General features: G+C 69.3%; 10 protein-coding genes. 3 read left to right on the top strand and 7 right to left on the bottom strand.

The features are described from left to right. Position 1 precedes the first annotated feature (1 nt). Positions 2-3,178 carry an arabinosyltransferase domain-containing protein gene (locus tag ADBZ6K_RS04065; protein ID WP_526344873.1) on the top strand — a complete coding sequence of 1,059 codons (3,177 nt, stop codon included), beginning with the start codon at positions 2-4 and terminating at the stop codon, positions 3,176-3,178. Here the strand turns inward: ADBZ6K_RS04065 and ADBZ6K_RS04060 are convergent. Continuing rightward, positions 3,175-4,653 (bottom strand): aminotransferase class I/II-fold pyridoxal phosphate-dependent enzyme, encoded by a 1,479-nt coding sequence (locus tag ADBZ6K_RS04060; protein ID WP_526344577.1) that lies wholly within the window; start codon positions 4,651-4,653, stop codon positions 3,175-3,177. The two genes, ADBZ6K_RS04065 and ADBZ6K_RS04060, sit on opposite strands and share 4 nt — an antisense overlap. A 140-nt stretch (positions 4,654-4,793) precedes the next feature. Here ADBZ6K_RS04060 and ADBZ6K_RS04055 point away from each other — a divergent pair, with 140 nt between their 5' ends. After that, on the top strand, positions 4,794-6,260 hold the full coding sequence (locus ADBZ6K_RS04055; RefSeq protein ID WP_526344576.1) for an amino acid permease: 1,467 nt from the start codon (positions 4,794-4,796) through the stop codon (positions 6,258-6,260). Next, entirely contained in the window at positions 6,257-7,183 is a 927-nt protein-coding gene (locus tag ADBZ6K_RS04050) for a universal stress protein (protein WP_526344575.1), read from the top strand. Before ADBZ6K_RS04055 ends, ADBZ6K_RS04050 begins: the two co-directional genes overlap by 4 nt. Before the next feature lies 1 nt (position 7,184). Here ADBZ6K_RS04050 and ADBZ6K_RS04045 read toward each other — a convergent pair whose 3' ends face one another. The 6 genes from ADBZ6K_RS04045 to fadD32 all read right to left on the bottom strand — a co-directional run bounded on the left by ADBZ6K_RS04045 (position 7,185) and on the right by fadD32 (position 18,507). Then, the gene (locus ADBZ6K_RS04045; protein WP_526344574.1) at positions 7,185-8,582 is read right to left on the bottom strand and encodes a serine/threonine-protein kinase; all 1,398 of its coding nucleotides are present in this window, start codon (positions 8,580-8,582) and stop codon (positions 7,185-7,187) included. 31 nt (positions 8,583-8,613) lie between these two features. Next, positions 8,614-9,039: an RDD family protein gene (locus ADBZ6K_RS04040; RefSeq protein WP_526344573.1), complete on the bottom strand. Its 426-nt coding sequence runs from the start codon at positions 9,037-9,039 to the stop codon at positions 8,614-8,616. Continuing rightward, positions 9,036-9,503, bottom strand: a complete 468-nt coding sequence (locus tag ADBZ6K_RS04035) for a hypothetical protein (protein WP_526344572.1) — start codon at positions 9,501-9,503, stop codon at positions 9,036-9,038. Before ADBZ6K_RS04035 ends, ADBZ6K_RS04040 begins: the two co-directional genes overlap by 4 nt. A gap of 3 nt (positions 9,504-9,506) precedes the next feature. Continuing rightward, positions 9,507-11,075 carry an acyl-CoA carboxylase subunit beta gene (locus ADBZ6K_RS04030; RefSeq protein WP_526344571.1) on the bottom strand — a complete coding sequence of 523 codons (1,569 nt, stop codon included), beginning with the start codon at positions 11,073-11,075 and terminating at the stop codon, positions 9,507-9,509. A gap of 8 nt (positions 11,076-11,083) precedes the next feature. Next, positions 11,084-16,459, bottom strand: a complete 5,376-nt coding sequence (pks13, locus tag ADBZ6K_RS04025) for a polyketide synthase Pks13 (protein ID WP_526344872.1) — start codon at positions 16,457-16,459, stop codon at positions 11,084-11,086. A gap of 158 nt (positions 16,460-16,617) precedes the next feature. Then, on the bottom strand, positions 16,618-18,507 hold the full coding sequence (gene fadD32 / locus ADBZ6K_RS04020; RefSeq protein ID WP_526344570.1) for a long-chain-fatty-acid--AMP ligase FadD32: 1,890 nt from the start codon (positions 18,505-18,507) through the stop codon (positions 16,618-16,620). Positions 18,508-18,727 lie beyond the last annotated feature (220 nt).

Here is an 18,727-nt window from a genome sequence, read left to right as displayed (position 1 = left end):
GATGGCGCGCTGGGTCGCGACGATCGCCGGCCTGCTCGGCTTCGTGTTGTCCATCGCCACCCCGCTGCTGCCGGTGGTGCAGACCACCGCCGAGCTGACCTGGCCGCAGCAGGGCCGGCTCGCCAATGTGACCGCGCCGCTGCTGTCGCAGGCGCCGGTGTCGCTGACCGCCACCATCCCGTGCGAGGTCATCCGCGGCATGCCGCCGTCGGGCGGCATGGTCCTGGGCACCGCGCCCGCCGAGGCCAAGGAGGCCGCGCTCAACGCGCTGTTCGTCAACGTCACCACGCGGCGGGTCGACATCACCGACCGCAACGTGGTGATCGCCAGCCTGCCACGCAGCCGGGTCGCAGGCCCCGATTGCGAGCGCATCGAGATCACCTCGTCGGAGGCGGGCACCTTCGCGACGTTCGTCGGGCTGACCAAGACCGACGGGACCGGCGGGCAGGAGCGCACCGGATTCGAGGATCCGAACCTGCGGCCCGCGATCGTGGGTGTGTTCACCGACCTGACCGGCCCGGCTCCCCCAGGCATGTCGTTCTCGGCCACCATCGACACCCGGTTCACCACCAAGCCGACCGCGCTGAAGCTCGCCGCGATACTGCTGGCAATCGCCTCGACGGTGATCGCGCTGCTGGCGTTGTGGCGGCTGGACCGGATGGACGGCAGACGGATGCGGCGGGTGATCCCGCGGCGCTGGCGCACGGTCACCGTCGTCGACGGCGCGGTGATCGCCGGATTCGTCGTCTGGTACGTCGCGGGAGCCAACTCCTCCGACGACGGCTACATCCTCGGTATGGCCAGGGTCGCCGACCACGCCGGCTACATGTCGAACTACTTCCGCTGGTTCGGCAGCCCCGAGGATCCGTTCGGCTGGTACTACAACCTGCTGGCGCTGATGACCCACGTCAGCGACGCCAGCATCTGGATGCGGCTGCCCGATATGGTCTGCGCGCTCGTGTGCTGGCTGCTGCTGTCCCGAGAGGTGCTGCCCCGGCTCGGCCCCGCGGTGGTGGCCAGCCGCCCCGCCCTCTGGGCGGCGGGCATGGTGCTGCTGGCGGCGTGGATGCCGTTCAACAACGGCCTGCGCCCCGAGGGGCAGATCGCCACCGGCGCACTGATCACCTACGTCCTCATCGAACGCGCCATCGGTTCGGGCCGGCTGACCCCGGCCGCGCTGGCGATCGTCACGGCCGCCTTCACGCTGGGCATCCAGCCGACCGGGTTGATCGCGGTGGCCGCCCTGGTGGCCGGTGGCCGCCCGATACTGCGGATCCTGGTCAGCCGGGGCCGCCACGGCGCCCACCCCGTCGGCCTGCTGCCCCTGCTCGCGCCGTTGCTGGCCGCGGGGACGGTCGTGCTGACCGTCGTATTCGCCGATCAGACCCTGGCGACGGTGCTGGAAGCGACAAGAATCCGCACCGCGATCGGGCCGAGCCAGGAGTGGTACACCGAGAACCTGCGCTACTACTACCTGATCCTGCAGACCGTGGACGGGTCGATCTCGCGCCGGTTCGGCTTCTTCATCACCGCGTTGAGCCTGTTCACGTCGATGTTCCTGATGCTGAGGCGCAAACGCGTGCCCGGGGTGGCGCGGGGTCCCGCGTGGCGGCTGATGGGCATCATCTTCGCGACCATCTTCTTCCTGATGTTCACCCCGACCAAGTGGGTGCACCACTTCGGGTTGTTCGCCGCGGTGGGTGCGGCGATGGCCGCGCTGGCGACGGTGCTGGTGTCACCCGCGGTGCTGCGCTGGTCGCGCAACCGGTTCGCGTTCCTGTCCGCGGTGCTGTTCACGATGGCGTTGTGCTGGGCGTCGACCAACGGCTGGTGGTACGTCTCGACCTTCGGTGTGCCCTTCAACAACGACGTGCCCGCGATCGGCGGGATCTCGGTCAGCACGATGTTCTTCGCGTTGTTCGCCCTCACCGCGATGTACGCGTTGTGGCTGCACTTCGCGCCGCGGGACCGCGGCGAGGGCAGGGTGGCCCGCCTGCTGACCGCCGCACCGATCCCGGTCGCCGCCGGGTTCATGGTGCTGGTGTTCATCGCATCGATGCTCATCGGCGCCGTGCGCCAATATCCGACGTACTCCAACGCGTGGGCCAACCTGCGGGCCTTCACCGGCGGCTGCGGCATGGCCGACGACGTCCTCGTCGAACCCGACCCCAACGAAGGATTCCTGACGGCCCTGCCCGGCGATTACGGCCCGCTGGGCCCGCTGGGCGGCACCGACCCGGTCGGCTTCACCCCCAACGGGGTGCCGAATCACATTGTCGCCGAGTCGATTCGGCTGAACAATCCGAAACCGGGGACCGACTACGACTGGGACCAGCCCGAGAAGCGCGACGAGCCCGGCATCAACGGCTCGACGGTGCCGCTGCCCTACGGCCTCGACCCGGCGCGGGTGCCGGTGGCGGGCAGCTACGTGGAAGGTCCGCAGCAGCAGAGCAAGCTGGCGTCGGCGTGGTATCCGCTGTCGCCGCCCGACGACGCGCACCCCCTCGTCGTCGTCACCGCCGCGGGCACCATCACCGGCAACAGCGTGGCCGAGGGCCGCACCGAGGCGCAGACCGTCGAGCTGGAGTACGCCCGAACGCGCCCGGACGGCGCACCCGCGCCCGCCGGCCGGCTGGTGCCCTACGACGTCGGCATCACCCCGTCGTGGCGCAACCTGCGGTTCGACCGGGCCCAGATGCCCGCCGACACCGCGTTCGTGCGGGTGATCGCCGACGACCGGTCCCTCTCGCAGGGCGACTGGGTCGCGGTGACGCCGCCGCGGGTCCCCGAACTGCGCTCGGTGCAGGAATACGTGGGCTCCGAGGCGCCGGTGATGATGGACTGGGCCGTCGGGCTGGTGTTCCCGTGCCAGCGGCCGATGCTGCACGCCAACGGGGTGACCGAGATACCGCGGTTCCGGATCAGCCCCGACTACTACGCCAAACTGCAGAGCACCGACACCTGGCAGGACGGTATGAACGGCGGCCTGCTCGGCATCAGCGACCTGCTGCTGCGCGCCCATGTGATGGCCACCTACCTGTCCCGCGACTGGGGGCAGGACTGGGGTTCGCTGCGCCGGTTCGACACCATCGTCGACGCGCAGCCCGCGCAGATCGAGACCGGCACCGCGACCCGCTCGGGGCTGTGGAAGCCCGGTGAGATCCGTATCGAGCCCTAGCTCACGACCCGGACCACCCGGAACGCCGTGACGCCAGGATCGACCGCCCCGCGCACGTAGCCGCCGTGGGCGGTGGTGGCCCGGTAGAAGTCGATCAGCTCGGCGGTGATGACCTCGCCGGGCAGCACGTTGGGGATGCCCGGCGGATACGCGGCGAGCGTGTCGGCGCTGACGCGGCCGGCCGCCTCGGCCGCCGCAACCTCCTCTACCGCGGAGAAGAACGCCCGGCGCACCGTCATCCGGCTCTTTCCCGGCGCGGGCATCTGCAGGGTGGCCCCGTCGACCGATGTGTCCCCGGCGCCGTCGGCTTCCGGCAGTGCGTGCAGGGCGGCGTCGATCCTGTCGACATCGGGGACGGTTCCCGCGCCGACCACCATCACGATCGCCGACCCGGTCGCGACTTCGATGTAGATCCGGTGCTCATCCATCAGCACAGCCCTGGCCCGATACCCGCTGATGCCGCCCGCGGCAGTGTCGATCGCGATACGCAGCGGATCGACACCGACGACGTCGGGGAACCGCGCGAAGTCGTCGCTGGCGACCCGGAACCGCCCGCCCGCCCGGATCCGGGCCCTGACCTCGTCGGCGGCGGCCACCGACTGCCCGATCCGGCCGGGGTCGGTGGCCAGGCTGCGCCGGGCCAGGTCGAGCGAGGCCAGCAGGATGCCGCTGCACGACGTCGACTGCACCGTGTGCAGCCCACGTCGCACCATCGGCTCCAGGGCCGCCGCGTACGGTCCGGTGCCCAGGTGCAACATCGCCGCCTGGGTGAGGCTGCCGCCCAGTTTGTGGGTGCTGGATCCGACCAGGTCCGCGCCCTGGGACAGCGCGTTGGGCGGCAGCCCCGGATGGAAGCCGAAGTGGGCGCCCCAGGCTTCGTCGACGACCAGCGGCACACCGTGGTCGTGTGCGACCTCCGCCAGGGCGGCGACGTCGCTGACGGCACCGAAGTAGCTGGGCGAGACGACATGGACGCCCGCCGCATCCGGGCTGGCGTCCAGGGCGGCGGTCAGGTCGGCCGCGGTCACCCCATGGGAGATGCCCAGCCCCACGTCGACGGACGGGTGCACGAACGCGGCTTGCAGGCCCGAGAGCACCAGCGCATCCACGACGCTGGAGTGCACGCTGCGCTGCACCACCAGCGTCGTGCCGAGCTGGCGGACGACCATGACCGCGAGGTGGTTGGCCTGGGATCCGCCGTTGGTCAGGAACCAGGTCCGCGACGCGCCCCACGCGCGGGCGGCCAGATCCTGCGCCTGGGTCAGCGGGGTGGGTTCGGGGCCCACGTCGACGCCCTCGATCATCGGTGGCACATCGAGCTGCAGCACCCGATCCCCGAACCATTCCGCGACCGAGGGATGCCGGCGCGGATCGCCTGCGTGTCCCGGCACGTGCAGGCGCAGCCAGGGCGCCTCGCCATAGGCGCGCATCGCCTCGGCATAGGGCGCCCGGTGCTGGTCATCCTGGTGAATCACGAGGTCCCCGGTCTGCGGTCCCGTATCGGACAGGTGAAGGCGCTGACAATATCGCATCACTCTTGTCCAAATAGACAATCCAGCGGCGTGCACGGTCGTAGCCTCACCACAGCCCCATCGGCTGAGCCCAAGGAGGAGCCGTGGCATCTCTGAAAGAACAGGCATTACGCCGCAAGCCGGCACAGGAGATGGAGGCCGAGACCGGCGCCGACACCGGACGCAGTGAGCTCAAACGGTCCGTCGGACTGCTGGGCCTTTCGGCGATCGGCATCGGCGGCACGATCGGCACGGGCATCTTCTTCATCCTCAGCCAGGCCGTACCGATCGCCGGGCCCGCGGTGGTCCTGTCGTTCGCGCTCGCCGCGGTCGTGGCCGGCCTGACCGCCGTCTGTTACGCCGAGCTCGCGGGCGCGGTCCCGGTGGCGGGTTCGTCGTACTCCTACGCGTACGTCACGCTCGGCGAGGCGGTCGCGGTCGGCGTCGGGGCGTGCCTGCTACTGGAATGGGGCGTGGCCGGCGCGGCCACCGCCGTCGGCTGGTCGCAGTACGTCAACGAGTTCTTGAACAACGTGTTCGGCTTCCAGCTGCCCGAGGCGCTGTCCAACGCACCCGAAGAGGGCGGCGTCGTCAACCTGCCCGCCATCCTGCTCATCGTCATGTGCGCCCTGCTGCTGATCCGCGGCGTCAGCGAATCGACGAAGACCAACGCGATCATGGTGGCGATCAAGATCGCCGTGCTGATCATGTTCGTCGTCATCGGCGCACAGGGCTTCGACTCGGCCAACCTCGAGCCGTTTGCCCCGTTCGGCGCCGCGGGTGTCACCACCGCCGCAGGCATCATCTTCTTCAGCTTCATCGGCCTCGACGGTGTCGCCGCCGCCGGTGAGGAGGCCAAGAACCCACACCGCAACCTGCCCCTGGCGATCATGATCTCGCTGATCGTGGTGACGACGATGTACGTGCTGGTGGCCCTGGTCGGTGTCGCCGCCCAGCCGGTGTCGGGATTCGAGGGTCAGGAAGCCGGGCTGGCCAAGATCCTGGAGAACGTCACCGGGTCGAACGTCTGGGGCACGGTGCTGGCAGCAGGCGCGATCATCTCGATCTTCAGCGTCACGCTGGTGTCGATCTACGGCCAGACCCGCATCCTGTTCGCGATGTCGCGCGACGGAATGATCCCGCCCGTCTTCCACCGGGTGAACCCGCGAACACTGAGCCCGGTGCACAACACCGTCATCGTCGCGGTGGTCATCTCCCTGCTGGCGGGCTTCATCCCGATCAACTTCCTGGCCGAGATGACCAGCGTCGGCACCCTCGTCGCCTTCGTCACCGTCTCCATCGGCGTCATCGTGCTGCGGCGCACCGCGCCGGACCTGCCCCGCAGCTTCAAGGTCCCGCTCTATCCGATCACGCCGATCCTGTCGATCGCGGGTGCGGTGTGGATCATCACCAGCCTGCGGGTGATCACCCTGTACGTGTTCGTGGTCTGGATCGCGGTCGCGTTCCTCTGGTATCTCCTCTACGCCAGGAAGCACTCGAACCTGGGCTTGCACCGGCACGTCGGCCTGGCCGGCGACAACCCGGCGGGCCCGCAGGACAGCCGGCCATGACCATCGTCGTCGGCTACCCCGCAAACCGGCGCGGCCGCGGTGTGATGAACCTGGCCGCGATGCTGGCCCGGTCCAGCGGCGAGGACCTCCTGATATGCGCAGTCATCCCCGCGCCGTGGATGCCCGGCATGTCCCGCGCGGACGAGGGCTACCGAAGCTACGTCGACGAGGTGGCAAGCGGTGCACTGGCGCAGGCCAAGTCGGAGCTGCCCGCCGACGTTTCCGCGCAGTACACCACCGTCAACGCCCGGTCCGTCCCCACCGGCGTGATCCAGGCCGCCGAGGAGCACGGCGCCACGATGATCGCCGTCGGATCGTCCAAGGGCGGCCACTTCGGCCAGATCACACTGAGCAGCGTCGCCGATCGGCTGCTGCACAGCTCTCCGGTGCCGGTCGCGCTCGCGGGCCGCGGTTTCCGGACCGCGGGTGACGGCAAGGTCGCCAGGGTGACAGTCGCCTACACGGGCACCGGACAGAGCGAGGACCTGCTGCGGGCGGGTGTGGTGGTGGCGGGCCGGCTGGGTGCCAAAATCCGGTTGGCTTCGTTCGCGGTCCAGCACGCGCCCCCCGACACCGCGTTCTTTCACGCCGAGACGGCCGCGGTGGCGGCCGAATGGTCCGAGACCATCCGGGCTGCCGCGCACCGGGATCTGGCGACCGACGCCGCGGCGCGCGAGGCGATCGGCGAGAACCCCGAGGTGGTCATCGGACACGGCCATGACTGGGAGGTGGCACTCTGCGACGTCGACTGGCGCGACGGCGACCTGCTGATGATCGGATCGAGCGAGTCGGGGCCGGTGTCGCGGGTCTTCCTCGGGTCACGCGCCAGCAAGATCGTTCGCCATGCGCCCGTGCCGGTCGTGATCATGCCGAGGGGGGCGGCGGAGGAATTGGCAGCGCAGGAGTCGGCCGGCGAGACCTAGCCTAGGAGCGCTGCGACGGACCGTACTGGGCGTTGCTGTTGGTGATCGACTCGTGGCAGTCCGCCCGGCTCTGCTGCGTCTGGTCGGTGCAGACCCGCACCTGGGCCTCGGTTTCGGGATCGTAGACCGGCTCGCCGGGGCCCGGCGTCGACGTGGGCGAGGGGACGTCGCCCGCATACAGCGACCACACCTCGTCGTTGACTGCGGGCAGGCGCGCGCAGTACGCCTGCGCACCGCTCGTCGTCACACCGGCCGAGCCCAGCGGGGCGCAGTCCGCCCCGATCATCACGACGGGCACCGTCGGCGCCGACGCGGCCGGCGCCGCCTCGGCCGCGCCTTCCTTGGGGTGGTCGCGGGGGTGGTCGCGTCCCCACACCAGGGCGACCAGACCGACGGCGATGAGCACGGTCGCCGCCAGCGCCCCGAGCGCGATGAGCCTGCCCCGGCCCGACGGCGAGTCGGGTTTGGCGTGTCGCGGGCCCGAGGTCACGACCGCGGGAGCCGGTGTGGCGGCCAGCGCCGCCATGGTGTCCTCGGCGACGCCGTCCTCGTCGGCGATGCCCGCCAGCCGGAGCGCAAGCGCCTTGGCGAAGTCGCTGCACCGGTCGTAGCGGTCCTTGGGCGATTTGGCCAGCGCCTTGTCGAAGGCTGGCCCAAGCCCGGACAGGTCGGGTCTGCGGCCCGCGATCGGCGGCGGATCGGCGGTGAGGTGCTGGCTGATCACCACCGCCGGGTTGGAATGCTGGAACGGCGGGGTGCCGGTGAGCAGGTGAAACGCCGTCGACGCCAGGGCGTACTGGTCGGCCCTGCCGTCCATCTCCTCACCCTTGAGCTGTTCGGGCGCCGCATAGGCGACGGTGCCGACGGTCATGTTGGTGCCGGTGAGGTTGTTGGCCTGCCCGATCCGCCTTGCGATCCCGAAGTCGGCGAGCATGATCCGCTGCTCAGCCGATTCGCTGTCGGACAACAGGATGTTGGCAGGCTTGATGTCGCGGTGCAGCAGACCCTTCTGGTGGGCGTAGTCCAGCGCATCGGCGACGGCGGTGATGATCCGGACCACCTCGTCGGGCGGCATCCCGTGCGGATACCGATCGGCCAGCAGGTGCGCGGCGTCGGTCCCCGCCACGTAGTCCATCGCGATCCACAGCTGGCCCTCGAACTCCCCACGGTCGTGGATCTCCACGATGTGCGGATGCCACAGGGTCGCGACCACCTCGGCCTCGAGGTTGAACCGGACCCGGTACTCCTCGTCACAGCACACCGAATGCGAGAGCACCTTGAGGGCCTCTTTGCGTGGCAGCCGGGGATGCTGGGCGAGGTATACCTCACCCATTCCTCCTGCGCCCAGGGTCCGCAGGATCGTGTAACCGGCGAATGCCTGGCTGCCTACCAACGGCATCTGGGCATCCTACAATCGACGGCCCCACGGGTCAGGGTGAGGCGTAGACCACCTGAGTACCCAGCAGGATGTCCTGGAGCGACCGCCGGTGGCGATCGACGGCGACCCAGGCCAGTCCTACGGGCACCAGCACGCAGGCCACGGCGCGCAGCAGCGCGACCGTCGGCCGTAGCTTGCCGCCGCGCCGCCCGGCGACCCGCAGGCCCATCACCACCGCGCCCGCGGTGCAGCCCGACACCGCCCAGCAGCCGGCCAGGTACAGCACCGAGACGGCCATTCCCACCGCGGTGGAGAAGACGAGGTTGAGCGCCGGGAAGCGGAACGACGCCGGGTTGAACATCAGCGTCATCACGACCAGGCCGAGGTAGAGCGCCGCGATGACCACGCTCACCACGAGCAGATCGATGAATGCGGCCACGCCCCTGCTGACGATGCCAGCCCTGCGCGGGGTGCTCAACGAGGTTCCCGCTCCCGGCCCAGCAGCCGGTCGACGAAGCCCGAGACGGCGGCGTCGGCGCGTTCGCCCTGGGTGCGGACGTCGGTCATCACCTCGGCGGTGACGGTCCCGCTGGATTCGCGGATGATCGCGGGCAGGTCCACCTCGTCGATGACCTCGTTCGTCAGCCCGACCAGGTCCACCTGCCTGCGCACCAGCTCGGTGAGGTCGATCTCGTCGAGCACCCGCTCGACGACGGCCACCGCCAGGCCGGTCACCAGGACACCGACCGGTTCGGCCGCCAGGGCGATGACCTGCTCGCCGCGGGCGTTGAGTTCGGCGCGGCCGCGCGCCAGCCGCGGCCCGAGGACGGGAAGCTGCTCGCAGGCGCGGTAGACCCCCACGGCGCCACCGACCGCGGTGGCCGCGATCCCCGCCGCGAGAGTCACCGCGGGGTGCTTGAGCAGATCGCCGGCGCCGGTCACCGATTAGATCGGGATCAGGCCGTGTTTGCGCTGCACGCGACTGATCTGCTTGTCGCGCAACAGGTGCAGCCCCTTACGCAGCTGCAGGCGCGTCTCGTGGGGCTGGATCACCGCGTCGATGAAGCCCCGCTCGGCGGCGATGTAGGGGATCGCCATGTTGAGGTTGTAACCCTCGATGAACTGGGCGCGGATCGTCTGCACCTCGGGTGCGGTGGGGTCGGGGAAGCGCTTGACCAGGAGCTGAGCGGCGCCCTCCGCGCCGATCACCGCGATGCGGGCCGTCGGCCACGCGAAGTTCAGGTCCGCGGTCAGCTGCTTGGAACCCATCACCGCGTAGGCGCCGCCGTAGGACTTGCGGATGGTGATGGTGACCTTCGGCACGTCGGCCTCGACCACCGCGTACAGGAACCGCCCGCCGCGCTTGATGATTCCGTTCTTCTCCTGCTCGACGCCGGGCAGGAAGCCGGGGGTGTCGACGACGAACACCAGCGGAATGTTGAACGAGTCGCAGAACCGGATGAACCGGGCCGCCTTGTCGGAGGCCTCGTTGTCGATCGCCCCCGACATATGCATCGGCTGGTTGGCCACCACCCCCACCGGACGCCCGTCGACCCTGGCGTAACCGGTCACGATGGACTGCCCCGCCTGGGCGGCGACATCGAGGAAATCGCCATCGTCGAAGATGCGCAGCAGGATCTCGTGGATGTCGTAGGCCATGTTGTCGCTGTCGGGCACGAGCGAGTCGAGCTCGAGGTCGTGCGGCGTGACCTCGGGTTCGAGCCCGGGATTGACGATCGGCGCCTCGTCAAAGGTGTTGGCGGGCAAGAACTCCAGGAAGTCACGCACATACTGGAACGCGTCGGCCTCGGAGTCGACCACCTGATGGATGTTGCCGTACTTGGCCTGATAGTCGGCGCCGCCGAGTTCGTCGAGGGTAACCTCCTCGCCGGTCACGTCCTTGATGACGTCAGGGCCGGTCACGAACATGTAGCCCTGATCGCGCACGGCGACCACCAGATCCGTCTGGATCGGCGAATAGACCGCTCCCCCAGCGCATTTCCCGAGGATGATGGAGATCTGGGGCACCAGGCCGGACAGCAGTTCATGTCTGCGGCCCAACTCGGCGTACCAGGCCAGCGACGTCACCGCGTCCTGGATCCGCGCGCCGCCCGAGTCGTTGATGCCGATGATCGGGCAGCCGACCATGGCCACCCATTCCATCAGCCTGGCCACCTTGCGGCCGAACATCTCGCCCACCGAACCGCCGAACACCGTCTGGTCGTGGCTGAACACACCGACCGGGCGGCCGTTGATGGTGCCGTGTCCGGTCACCACCCCGTCGCCGAACAACGCGTTGGGGTCACCTGGCGTGCGGGCCAGTGCCCCGATCTCCAGGAAACTGCCCGGATCGAGCAGGGCGTGAATCCTGGCCCGTGCGGACGGGATGCCCTTCTTGTCGCGTTTGGCGGCGGCCTTCTCACCGCCGGGATCGGCGGCCAGTTCGAGTTTCTCGCGCAGCTCCGCGAGCCGCTCCGCGGTGGTGGGGGCCGCAGCGGGTCCGGTTTCGGTCACGTGGCCTGCTATCCCTTCTGGTTCGCCTCGACACGGTTGATGGCTTCGCTCTCGATCCGATTTATCGCTTCGCTCTCGATCCGATTTATCGCTTCGCTCAGGTGCGCGCCGACCTTGGCGATGTACGGCTCGTCGATGGCCTGGATGTGCTCGCCGCCGATGTGCACGACCTCCAGGTCGGAGGCGAACTCACCCCAGCCGCCGTCGGGTTTGCGGATCGCGTAGCGGGGCTCGAACACGATCGCGTCGTCGTGGTAGCGGTCGGCCATGTACAGCGTGACGTGCCCGTCGTACGGCGTGATCACGGCGGTCTCCAGTGCTCGCTGGTCCAGGTAGGAAGTGCGCTGGTGTTCGATGATGCCACCAGGGATCTGCACTCCGCTCTCCTTGACCACGTCGAGGACGAACTTCACCTGTCCCTCGTCGTCGAGTTCCTCGAGCTGCTCGTAGGGGATCTCCGGGATCTGGACGTTGAACGTCCGCTCGGCGAACCGGGCGTAGCGGTCCCAGCGCGCCCTGGTCTCCTCCTGGGTCTGCGGCACCTCCTCGCCGGCCCGCACGGTGTCGATCAGGCCGACGAACTCGACGTCGCAGCCCTGCTGTTTGAGGCCGAGCGCGCAGGCGTAGGCCAGCGCCCCGCCCAGCGACCAGCCGGCCAGGATGTACGGTCCGTCGCCCTGGATCGCGCGCAGTTTGGGCACGTACTCGGCGGCGCGCTCCTCGATGGAGCCCTCCACCCGTTCGAAGCCGTACATCGGGGTGTCGGCAGGCAGGCGTTTGAGCAGCGGCTCGTAGACCACCGTCGAACCACCCGCGGCGTGGAACACGAACACCGGAACCTTCGACGATCCCTCGGGCCTCGCGCGAAGCGTGCGCACGACGCCGTCGAGTTCACCGGCCTCCAGGAACTCCCGCACGGTGGTGGAGAGCTCCTCGATGGTCTTCGCCTTGGTGACGTCGGCCGCGGTGACGGTGCCTTCGACGCGTTCGGAGAGGCGCTGCGCCATCTTTTCCGCGGCGTCGTCGGCGACCTTCGGCAGCTCGTTGAAGATCCCGCCGGGTGACTTGCCGGTGACGATGGCCCAGGTGGCGAACGTCACCCGCTCCGCGGCGTCGCGCGGGGGCACGTCGGCGCCCAGCGCCTCGGTCACGGCCTCCTGGGTGAGCACCTTGGCGGCCGCCGCCGCGGCGGTCTGCGCACCTGGCGCCGACGGGCCGGAGGGGCCAGAAGGGCCAGAAGGGTTAATCGGGGGCGGCGGGATGTTCACCGCGGCGGGGCCGGCCGGGTTGGTCGGCGGGGGCGGGATGGGCGCGCCAGCCGTGGGGACCTCGTCCTCGGGAGAGGCGATGGGGTGGCCGGCCTCGGCCAGCTTGGCCTCGAGCTCGGCGACGGTGGTCGCCCCGCCCATCAGCTCGGCCTGCGCGGCGGCGATCTCCTCGGCGCTCTGCCCCTTCTGGGATTCGGCGAGCTGGTCGACCTCGTCGCGGTGCTCGATCGCGTACTCGATGAGCTTCTCGACGGCGTAAAGGTTGGCGTCGCGGACCGCGGTCAGCTGGATCGGCGGCAGGTCGAAGTCGTATTCGACGCGGTTCTTGATCCGCACCGCCATCAGCGAGTCCAGACCCAGCTCGATCAGCGGCACCTCCCACGGCAGGTCCTCGGGTTCGTAACCCATCGCGCCGCCGACGATGGCAGCGAGCCGCTCGTGCACCGTCTCACCGGAGCCCGGCGACCATTTCGCAAATCCCGCACCGAGATTCGCGCCCTGGGCGAGGTTGTCCTCGAGTATCGCCTCAGCCGCGGCGGCGCCTTCCTGCGCTTCGGGCACGGTCGCGGCGACCGGAGTATCGGTGACGGCGTAGGCAGCCCCGAGCGCCTTCGGCAGCGTCGCGGCCGCACCGGTGCGGCTGATGAAGGCGTCGTAGACCAGCGTGAACGACTCGGCCCCGTCAGTGGAGCGGGCGTGCACCTGCACCGCCGCCCCGCCGGGGTGCCGGGTCAGCGTCGTCACCAGCCGCGACCCGTCGCCCGGTACCGCGCGCTGCTCGAAGGCCGTCAGCTTGGCATCCGGAAGAACTTGCGCCGCAGCGGATTTCACCAGCGCGGCCAAGGTCGTGGAATCCACCGCTGCGCGCGGCGAGTACTCCCAGACGTGCCGACCGTCGGGGGTGGCCACGTGGTTGCCCGGCATCATCACCGAGCTGTCGCCGGTGAAATGCGCCTCCAGCCAATGGGGTTTGCGCTTGAACCGGGTCGGCGGGATGTTGGCGTACCAGGATCCGGTGTCGGCTCCGGTGTCAGTCCCCCGCGGGAACAATGTCCGGAAGTCCAGGTCATGGCCGTAGACGAACAGCTGCGCGTAGGTCGCGGTCATCGAGTCGACCTCGTCCTGTTTGCGGGCCAGGGTCGCGATCAGCTGCGCATCGTGCAGGCCTGCGCTGGCCGTGGTCAGACCGACCTGCATGAGCGCCACCGGATTCGGGGCCAGCTCAAGGAAGGTGGTGTGGCCGTTGTCGACCGCGTTGCGGACGCCCTGGGTGAAGTAGACGCTGTGGCGCAGCCCCTTCTTCCAGTAGTCCACGTCGTGGATGGGCTCGCCGCCGGGCCTGATGTAGCCGCCCTCGTGCACCGTCGAGAAGTACCCGACCGACAGCGGATGCGCCTCGATGCCCTGCAGTTCTGCGGACAACTCGCCCAGCAGCGGGTCCATCTGGGTGGTGTGGCTGGCACCCTTGGTCTGGAACTTGCGGGCGAACTTGCCCTCGGCTTCGGCCCTGGCGATGATCGCGTCGACCTGCTCGGGGGGCCCGCCGATCACGGTCTGGGTCGGTGCGGCGTAGACGCACACCTCCAGATCCGGGAAGTCGGAGAAGACGGTCTTGATCTCCTCCGGCGAGTACTCGACCAGCGCCATCAGCCGGATGTACTCGCCGAACAGCATGGCCTCGCCCTCGCCCATCAGGTGGCTGCGCGAGCAGATGGTGCGGGTGGCGTCGGCCAGCGACAGCCCGCCGGCGAAGTAGGCCGCCGCCGCCTCGCCGAGCGACTGCCCCACCACCGCAGCGGGTTTCGCACCGTGCGCCTTGAGCAGCTCGCCGAGTGCGATCTGGATCGCGAAGATGGTGACCTGGGTGGTCTCGATGCCGTAGTCCTGCGAGTCGTCCAGGATCAGCTCGACCACCGAGTAGCCCAGCTCGTCCTGCACCAGCGCGTCGACGTTGTTGATCCACTGCGCGAACGTGTCGTCGCGCAGATAGAGGCTCTTGCCCATCTTGCGGTGCTGGGCGCCGAATCCGGCAAGCACCCAGATTGGGCCGTTGGTCACCGGGCCGTCGGCCGAGTAGACCGCGGGGCTCTGCTTGCCGTCGGCCAGCGCACGCAGACCCTTGACGGCCTCGTCGTGGTCACGGGCCATCACCACCGCACGCGACCGGCCGTGGTTGCGCCGCGACAGGGCGCGCCCCACCGACTCCAGTGACGACGCCCTGCCCTCCGCACCGTCCAGCCAGTCGGCCAGCTCGGCCGCGGCGGTGCGCTTACGCGAGGTGAGGAATCCCGAAACGGCAAGCGGAACAATCGGTTTGACCGGCTCCTCGGCTTCGGCGGCGGCCAGCTGTTCGCGGGCGACCTCGAGCAGGCGCAGCGCCTCGTCGGTCAGGCCCGGCAGCTCGTGATCGTCCTCGGAATACTCGCGATACTCGGGGTATTCGTCGGCCTCGAAGTCGAAACTGCCTGCCGCCGGCACCTCTTCGGCGGCGGGCTGGTCCGGCTCTGGTTCCGAAACCGGCTCGGGCTCAACAAGGTCGGCGGGCAGCACCTCGCGGACCACGATGTGGGCATTGGCGCCGCCGAATCCGAAACCGGAAACACCCGCAAGCTTGTGTCCGCTGTAGCGGGGCCACTCGGCGACGGCGTCGTTGACCTTGAGGTGTTCCTTGTCGAAGTCGATGTACGGGTTGGGCCCCGCGTAGTTGATCGACGGGGGCAGTTTGTCGTGCTGGATCGCCAACACGATCTTGGCCAGGCTGGCCGCGCCCGCCGCCGACTCCAGGTGTCCCACATTCGATTTCACCGCACCGAGCAGAGCAGGCCGGTCTGCGGAGCGGCCCCTGCCGACGACCCGGCCGAGTCCGTCGGCCTCGATCGGGTCGCCGAGGATGGTCCCGGTGCCGTGCGCCTCGATGTAGTCGACGGTGCGCGGGTCGACGCCCGCGTCCTTGTAGGCCTTGCGCAGCACCTCGGCCTGGGCGTCGGGGTTGGGTGCCAGCAGGCCGTTGGAGCGGCCGTCGTGGTTGACCGCGGATCCGGCGATGACCGCGAGGATCTCGTCGCCGTCCCGGCGGGCGTCGGCGACGCGTTTGAGCACCAGCATGCCGCCGCCCTCGGAGCGCGCGTAGCCGTCGGCATCGGCCGAGAAGGATTTGATCCGGCCGTCGGGGGCCAGCACGCCGCCGACCTCGTCGAAGCCGATGGTGACCATCGGGGTGATGAGCGCGTTCACGCCGCCCGCGACCACCACGTCGGCTTCCCCGGCGCGCAGCGCCTTCACGCCCTCGTGCACCGCCACCAGCGAGCTCGAGCAGGCGGTGTCGATGGCCATCGACGGACCGCGGAAGTCGTAGAAGTAGGACACCCGGTTGGCGATGATCGAGCTGGCCGTTCCGGTGATCGCGTACGGGTGGGCGACCGTCGGATCCGAGACGGACAGGAAGCTGTAGTCGTTGGTGGACGACCCGACGAACACCCCGACCGGCGTTCCGCGCAGACTCGACGCCGGGATGCGGGCGTGCTCCAGCGCCTCCCAGGTCAGCTCCAGCGCCATCCGCTGCTGCGGATCGACGTTGTCGGCCTCCATCTTCGACAGCGCGAAGAACTCGGCGTCGAAACCCTTGATGTCGGACAGATACCCGCCGCGGGTGCGCGCCTTGGCGACCCGTTCGGCGATGCGCGGCTCGTCGAGGAACTCCGACCAGCGGCCCTCGGGCAGGTCGGTGATCGCGTCGCGGCCCTCGAGCAGCGCGGCCCACATCTCGTCGGGGGTGTTCATATCGCCGGGGAACCGGGTGGCCAGGCCGACGACGGCGATGTCGGCCGCATTCGGGTCGGTCCGGCTCCAGTCCTCGCCGTCGCCGGAGTCGTCGGTCTCCGGTTCGCCCTCGATGATGACGGTGGCCAGCGATTCGATGGTCGGGTGGCGGAACGCCACGGTCGCCGTCAGCGTGACGCCGGTGAGGTCCTCGATGTCGCTGGCCATCGCCACCGCGTCGCGCGAGGAGAGCCCGAGTTCGACCATCGGCGTCGAATCGTTGATCGCCTCGGCCGACTGGCCGGTGGCGTTGGCGATCCAGTTGCGCAACCAGTCCCGCATGTCGGCGACCGTCATGTCGGTGCGCACCTCGGGACGTTGGGCGACCAGCCGCGTCGGCGGCAGATCGTCCCGTTCCGGCTGCGAATCATTTTGTGTATCAGACATTTTCACATCCACTTTCACCGCCGCCCGCGGATGGCACACGGTCCATCGCGGCGGCCGGTCGTCAGCCGTCAGTCCGTCTGGTCGGGGAAGGCGTTCGCCACCTTGCCGCTGCGCAGGCTGCCGTCGAGGTAGGCCGAGCGGCAGGCGCGCCTGCCGATCTTGCCGCTGGAGGTCCTCGGGATCGCACCCGCCGGGGTGAGCAGCACGTCGCGGACGGTGACGCCGTGGCGCACCGCGACCGCCGCGCGGATGTCGTCGGTGATCGGTGCGACGTCGAGTTTGTGCGCGCCGGGCGCGCGTTCGGCGACGATCACCAGCTGCTCGGAGGTGTCGTCGGGGTCGCGCTTGAGACCCGCGTGCGCGTTGTCGAAGACCTCGTCGGGCAGCTGGTTGGCCGGCACCGAGAACGCCGCGACGTAGCCGGTGCGCAGGGCCTTGCTCGCCTCCTGCGCCGAGTACTCCAGATCCTGCGGATAGTGGTTGCGGCCGTCGATGATAACCAGGTCCTTCACCCGGCCGGTGATGTAGAGCTCACCGCCGTGGAAGGCCCCGTAGTCGCCGGTGCGCACCCAGCTGGCGTCGTCGGACGCGCCCTCGGCGTGCGATGGGCTGGTGCGCGATTTGAGGGTGTTCTGAAAGGTCTCGCGGGTCTCCTCGGGCTTCGCCCAGTACCCGGTGCCCATGTTCTGCCCGCTGATCCAGATCTCACCGATCTGGCCGTCGGTCAGCTCGGTGGCGCTCTCGGCGTCGACGATGACGGCCCACTCGGCGACACCGATCTTGCCCGCCGAGGCCTGCGGGACGGCCTTGGGGGAATCGTCGGGCACCTGGATGAAGCGGTGCTCGTTGAGGGCGTCGCGGTCCACCGAGATGATGGTCGGTGGATCGCCCGCGGGGGTGGTGGACACGAACAGCGTGGCCTCGGCCAGACCGTAGGACGGCTTGATGGCCTGCGGCTGGAAGCCGAACGGTGCGAAGGCCTCGTTGAACCGCCGCACGGTGGCCGACGAGATGGGCTCGCTGCCGTTGAGGACGGACTTCACGTTGGACAGATCCAGCGGCTCCTCGCCGTCGCGCGGCACACCGCGGGCCGCGGCGTGGTCGAACGCGAAGTTCGGGGCGACGGAGATGACGCCGCCCGTGTCGCCGGGTTTGCGGGCCATCTCGCGGATCCAGCGGCCGGGCCTGCGGACGAACGCGGCGGGCGTCATGAACGTCACGTAGTGCCCGATCATCGGCGAGACCATGATCGTGACCAGACCCATGTCGTGGAAGAACGGCAGCCACGAGACGCCCCGGTCCCCCTCTTCGCCTTCCAGCGCCTCGATGACCTGAACCACATTGGTGGCCAGGTTCAGGTGGGTGATCTGGACGCCGGTCGGGATGCGCGTCGAACCCGAGGTGTACTGCAGGTAGGCGATGGTCTCTTTGTCGACGTCCACCGGCTGCCAGGTGGCACCGACCTCGTCGGGCACCGCGTCGACGGCGATGACGCGCGGACGGTCCTTGGCCGGGCGGCTGCGGAAGAATTTGCGCACCCCCTCGGCGGACTCGGTGGTGGTCAGGATCGCGGTCGGGTGGCAGTTGTCCAGCACGGCGTGCAGGCGGCCGACGTGGCCGGGTTCGGCCGGGTCGAACAGCGGGACGGCGATCCGGCCCGCATAGAGGGTGCCGAAGAACGCCACCAGGTATTCCAGGTTCTGCGGGCAGAGGATCGCCACCCGGTCGCCCGGCGCGGTGACCTGCTGCAGCCGGGCGCCGATGGCGCGGTTGCGGGCGCTGAAGTCGGCCCAGTTGAGGTCGCGGGCCACGCCGTCGCGCTCGGTCGAGAAGTCCAGGAAGCGGTAGGCGAGCTTGTCGCCGCGCACCTTGGCCCACCGCTCGATGTGCTTGACCAGGCTGCCATTGTCGGGGAAGGTGATACGCCCGTTCTTGATGAACGGGTTGTGGAACGGCATCTCAATCTCCTGTCACAGCCGCACTTCGTCGCGAAGCGTCCTCACACGTGACCGACCGGACACCACAGTCTTGACCTTTGGTGAAACGTGCCTCCGGTAAACATGCGAAGCCAAACCCCGAAGATCGTACCGGGGCGCCGCCGTTCACCACCGCTTCCACGGTTCGAGTCAGGCGCCGGTCGTCACTCTTAGTTTTTTCTTAATGTTAGGCGACCTCAAG

This window comes from Mycobacterium sp. (genome assembly GCF_044223235.1).
GTDB lineage: Bacteria > Actinomycetota > Actinomycetes > Mycobacteriales > Mycobacteriaceae > Mycobacterium.
The sequence above is the reverse complement of the archived record's forward strand: the minus strand, read 5'-3'. Positions and strand labels throughout refer to the sequence as shown.